The organism is Coleofasciculus sp. FACHB-712, from assembly GCF_014695635.1.
Lineage (GTDB): Bacteria > Cyanobacteriota > Cyanobacteriia > Cyanobacteriales > FACHB-T130 > FACHB-T130.
Genome location: NZ_JACJOQ010000498.1, coordinates 1 through 3,868, shown reverse-complemented (window position 1 = coordinate 3,868; position 3,868 = coordinate 1). Strand labels below are relative to the sequence as shown.

At 45.2% G+C, this 3,868-nt stretch carries 4 protein-coding genes and 1 riboswitch; of the genes, 2 read left to right on the top strand and 2 right to left on the bottom strand.

All coding sequences use genetic code 11. From position 1 onward, the window contains the following. The first annotated feature begins 109 nt into the window (after positions 1-109). A complete protein-coding gene (pyrE, locus tag H6F50_RS16540; protein ID WP_190429540.1) occupies positions 110-727 on the top strand; it encodes an orotate phosphoribosyltransferase in 618 nt (205 codons plus the stop codon). 83 nt (positions 728-810) lie between these two features. Here pyrE and thiC read toward each other — a convergent pair whose 3' ends face one another. Next, positions 811-2,184 carry a phosphomethylpyrimidine synthase gene (gene thiC / locus H6F50_RS16535; protein ID WP_190411929.1) on the bottom strand — a complete coding sequence of 458 codons (1,374 nt, stop codon included), beginning with the start codon at positions 2,182-2,184 and terminating at the stop codon, positions 811-813. 6 nt (positions 2,185-2,190) lie between these two features. Next, positions 2,191-2,287, bottom strand: a riboswitch (TPP riboswitch). A 182-nt stretch (positions 2,288-2,469) separates the two neighbouring features. On the opposite strand from thiC, the gene H6F50_RS16530 reads away from it, so the two are divergent. After that, positions 2,470-3,396, top strand: a complete 927-nt coding sequence (locus tag H6F50_RS16530; RefSeq protein WP_190411930.1) for a competence protein CoiA family protein — start codon at positions 2,470-2,472, stop codon at positions 3,394-3,396. A 406-nt stretch (positions 3,397-3,802) separates the two neighbouring features. Here the strand turns inward: H6F50_RS16530 and H6F50_RS27990 are convergent. Next, positions 3,803-3,868: DUF2949 domain-containing protein (locus H6F50_RS27990; RefSeq protein WP_190429541.1), on the bottom strand; the 66-nt coding region annotated here is incomplete at its 5' end.

Here is a 3,868-nt window from a genome sequence, read left to right as displayed (position 1 = left end):
GCGCATTCCCATCTCGTCCCTCAACTTTGGCTGAATACTATTCTTCAGTTTAAGTTTAGGATGATTGTTGGTCAAATTGTAATATGTCTACTCTTTTTCTCTCCTAGTGATGACCCACGAAATCCAATCCCAGACTGATTTAACTGGCTCTTATGCTACTGCCGATCTCACAACGCTACGCCAGCAACTGCTAGATTTATTTTGCCATGTGGCTTATAAAGAGGGAGATTTTGTCCTGTCTTCGGGGCAGCGCAGTTCTTACTACATTAATGGCAAGCCAGTCACACTGCATCCCCAAGGAGCTTTGGCAACGGGTCGGATTCTATTATCGTTGTTGCCGATGGATACCCAGGCAGTGGCTGGATTGACACTGGGAGCCGATCCGATTGTAACGGCGGTGAGTGTAGTTTCTGCTTATGAAAATCGACCGTTACCGGCGCTAATTATTCGTAAAGAAGCAAAGGGACACGGCACACAAGCTTATATAGAAGGCCCTATTCTCCCTACAGGTACGAAAGTGGTCGTTTTGGAAGATGTTGTCACGACGGGTCAATCTGCCATGAAAGCCGTTGAGCGGCTGCGAGATGCCGGATACAGCGTTGATGAGGTGATTTCGCTGGTAGACAGGCAGCAGGGGGGAGCGGAGTTTTATCAGTCAGTTGGGCTAAAGTTTCAGGCAGTATTTTCGATTCCGGAGATTCAAGAGCGATCGCGTCAACTCAGATAAGGTTTTTCAACGCAAAGGAAGCAAAGGTTTTCGCAAAGTAACGCAAAGTAATTATCCTCTGCGTTACTTTGCGTTTAAAAGAACTAGCTTTGGGTTACTGGTTCTTTCGCCAAAAACTTCTCTAGTTCTGTCAAAGCATCGGCATCCACTTTTGTCTGCATTGGGCAGAACTTTGGCCCGCACATCGAGCAGAATTCAGCAGTTTTGTAAATATCTGCTGGGAGAGTTTCGTCGTGATATTCTTTGGCGCGTTCAGGGTCGAGGGACAATTCAAACTGGCGGTTCCAGTCGAAATTGTAACGGGCTTTAGAGAGTTCGTCATCTCTGTCCCTTGCCCCCGGACGATGCCGTGCAATATCAGCAGCATGAGCCGCAATCTTGTAGGCAATTAATCCGTTCCGCACGTCTTCAGCATCCGGCAGTCCCAAGTGTTCCTTGGGTGTCACATAGCAAAGCATCGCCGTACCGTACCAACCAGCCATTGCTGCGCCAATCGCAGAAGTAATGTGGTCGTAACCGGGAGCAATGTCTGTTACCAATGGTCCCAGCACGTAGAAGGGCGCTTCCGAACACTCCTCCATCTGCTTTTTGACATTAAACTCGATTTGATCCATTGGGACGTGTCCTGGCCCTTCCACCATCACTTGCACGTCATGTTCCCAGGCTTTGCGGGTCAATTTTCCTAACGTTTTGAGTTCGGCTAATTGAGCGGCATCTGAGGCGTCGTGCTGACAGCCGGGACGCAGGGAATCTCCCAGGCTGAAGGAGACATCGTATTTTTTGAAAATTTCGATGATGTCTTGGAAGTGGGTATAAAGCGGATTTTGCTTGTGATGATGCAACATCCAGCGTGCGAGAATGCCGCCGCCGCGAGAAACAATCCCGGTAATGCGATCGCGCACTAAAGGCAAATGCTCAATTAATATCCCGGCGTGGATGGTTTGATAATCTACCCCCTGCTGCGCGTGCTTCTCAATTATGTGGAGAAAGTCATCGGCGGTGAGGTTTTCAATCGTGCCGTGAACGCTTTCTAAGGCTTGATAAACTGGCACCGTGCCAATGGGAACGGGGGAGGCGTTGATAATTGCCGTGCGAATCTGATCCAGGTTGCCGCCGCCGGTGGACAAGTCCATGACGGTATCAGCGCCATACTTGACTGCCAGCTTCAGCTTATCGACTTCTTCATCCAGATTGGAAGAGTTGGGAGAAGCGCCGATATTGGCATTCACTTTACACTTCGAGGCGATACCAATCGCCATCGGTTCCAGGTTGGTGTGGTTGATATTGGCAGGGATAATCATTCGTCCCCGCGCCACTTCATCCCGAATCAGCTCAACTGGGAGATTTTCCCGCTGTGCTACATACTGCATTTCTTCAGTAATCACACCCTGACGGGCGTAGTGCATTTGAGAGACATTGCTCTGTCCACGCCGCTTAGCGATCCATTCAGTCCGCATATTGAATTCCTCAATTAACAGCTTCCCTCCGCCGGTATTAGCCGGACTCAGGTTCTAAGGGTGTAATCTCAGCCTGTGAATCCAGGCACCCCTAGCTTGATTGACAATATTACCACCAAGCTCTGGTTAGGGCTGGAAGGTTTCCAAAACTTGATGTTTTGCATCACGCTGTGAGGTGGCTACAGAGCGATCGCGTTTTGGTGAGGTTTGGGGCATGAGAGCGATCGCCTTGCGTGTAGTAATGGATAATTGATTAGCATAAGTAGAGATATTTTGCCTATAAAAATGTCTAACATTCTTTACTCAGTTGCATATACCCAAGAAGGACATTTGATAAAAGCTGTCAACGCACAGAAAGGACAGTCTTACATTTGTCCGAACTGTAATCGGGAGTTAATTCTCCGCAGAGGCAAGATAAAACGTCCCCACTTTGCCCATAAAACTCTAAGCGTCAACTGTACCCCTGAGACAGCTCTGCATTACATTTTCAAAATTTTACTGCGTGAAAAAATTCAACATCATCTAGAAAGTAAGCTGCCATTAGATATTAAATGGAACTGCGAGTATTGTCCTAACCCGCATACTGGCAATTTACTAAAAAAGGCAGTTCAGGTTAAGCTTGAGCATAATTTGGGAGTATGCAAACCAGATATTGCTTTGCTGGATAAAGACAACAAAGTGATTGCAGTTATTGAAGTAGTTGTAAGTCACTCCCCTGAACAATCTACCTTAGATTATTATGAACGAAATAAAATTGCATTAATCCAGTACATCTTGACGACGGATGAAGACATTAGTCGGCTAAACAATCCTCTAATAGAGCCAGACAAGGTTAATTTCTGTCGAAATCCCAAGTGTAATGATTGTGGTAGGTATAAGAGTAAGAAGTATTTGCTAATCATAAATGCTTGCTGTTGGAAATGCTCAGAGCTAATGAAAGTTGCAGCTATAGATGGAGATGATGGGTATATATCTACTAGCGACTTTTCTGAATCTGATAGAGAACTTGCTAATGAAAAAGGTGCGCGGGTTATCTCACAATATAGCCAGACAGTAGGGAGAACATATTTTGCTAACACCTGTAGAAAATGTAAAGCTTTCATAGGCGATCACTATCTTTTTACAGATTACATAGCAGCGTCACACTACGAAGAAGATGTTTCCAAAAAAGAAGTTTTCGACGTTGGTTATTATTGTGTCCGTTGCATCTAATAAAAATCACCCCCATAAAAAACTAAAAAATCCCTTAGCGATCGCATCCACTTCACAAAGCCGCCTCGCGTTCCCTTCACTACAACTACACTTGATCAGGGTTAACCCCCAACTGGTGTAAGCCTTCCGCTAATTTTTCAGCACACTTTGGTTTTTCGTTTAATTAGGATGATAACAAAGGCGATCACTCATCGCCAAGCAGCAATTTATAAAGGTGTATTATAGAGAAAAATTAAATTTTAAAAACCAACAACTAAAAAGAGCGGGTCAAATATTTGACCCACTCTTTTTAGTGCAATAAATTGTAATGAACAACATTTTTTGGGTCTTCGCTGATGGGTTGGGATATTACCTACCCTCAATTGCTCTGACATGACTTTCTTGCTCCTCGCCGAATCATCAAGCCTTATGCAGTTTCCAACCAGTCATAGATTTGATCTAACTGTTCCAACGTTACTAAACCGTATTGCCA